This window comes from Frankia sp. BMG5.23 (genome assembly GCF_000685765.2).
GTDB lineage: Bacteria > Actinomycetota > Actinomycetes > Frankiales > Frankiaceae > Frankia > Frankia casuarinae.
Map to the genome: position 1 here is coordinate 1 of NZ_JDWE01000164.1, position 1,223 is coordinate 1,223.

At 73.8% G+C, this 1,223-nt stretch carries 1 protein-coding gene; it reads right to left on the reverse strand.

Annotated elements, in window-relative coordinates:
* The coding region (locus tag BMG523DRAFT_RS22350; RefSeq protein ID WP_051624024.1) for an ISL3 family transposase at window positions 1–1,164 on the reverse strand (1,164 nt) is incomplete at its 3' end.
* Window positions 1,165–1,223 lie beyond the last annotated feature (59 nt).

The following is a 1,223-nucleotide window of genomic DNA, read 5'->3' on the forward strand; positions in this document are numbered from 1 at the left end:
GCGTAGGTGTTCCTTCGCGCGCCAGGCGGTGCCGATCGCGAGGGCGGCGTTCCCGCCGAGGTCGGCGAGTGTGCATAGCAGTTTCCCGCGGGCGGCGGGCGAGAGCTTCTCCTCGGCCCGGACGAGCAGTCCGCGGATCGTGTACTCCGGGTCGGTTGCTCTGCCTCGGCGGCCGCGTAGTTCGTGGGTGACCCGACGGCGCGTGTCGCCGATCGCCTTGTTCGCCAGCTGGCTGACGTGGAAACCGTCGATCGCGAGCAGGGCGTGGGGCAGCGCCTCGCGGGCGGCGGAGGCGTAGGTCGTGGACATGTCGATCGTGACGGCCCAGATCCCGGCGAGCCACTCCTCGGGCTGGGCGGCCAGCCAGTCGACGGTGCCCGCGACGGTCCGGCCCTCGACGACCCCGAGCAGGCCATGCCCACCGGTCGCGTCGAACAACCCGGTCGCCCACCGGTCCGCGTCCGCTACCCAGCGGCCACTGACCGGGTCCTGGTGGTAGCGGGGCCGGCCCCGCCGATGGTCGTCGATCCCGAGCACCCCCACCCCGGGCCGCGGGCCGGACACCGACCGCCGCGACCGGCGCACCCCCGCGCCACCCGCGCCGCCGTAGTCGTCGTCGGGACCCACGACCAGCGGCTTCCCCACCCCCGCGCCGCCCACGGCGTCCATGGCGTCGGCGTCGGCGTCGGCGGGGAGGGTGACCGTGATCCCGGCCAGCTCGGCCAACCGGTCCAGCGCGTCCTGGGCCGTGTGCCAGCTGGACCCGAGCGCGTCGGCGACCCGGCGCACCGGGACCAGCCAGTCCCCGACGAGATGGCCCATCGTCTCCCGGCCCGTCACCGAGACCCGCGCCCCCCGCTCGGCCACCGGCCCGGTCTCGGCGAAGGTCCGCTGCCCGCACGCGTCGTTGTCGCAGTACAGCCGCCGCTTGTCCCAGACCACCGTCATCGGCAGGACCACCAGATGCGCCAGCCGCTGCTCGACACGCTCACGGACCCGCCCCGACGGGGTCCCACAGCCCGGGCAGCACACCGTCATCCCCTCCAGCGACGACAGGTACAGCTGCACCCAACCCGACTCCCGCCGCTCGACGTGCACCACCCGGCAGCCCGGCAACCCGACCATCCACGCGACGTCCACACCCAACGACGTACCCTCGACCACGACGCACCCGTTTCCCCGGCGATCATTTCCTCAACAGTCATGATCTTGCCAGGGGCGGG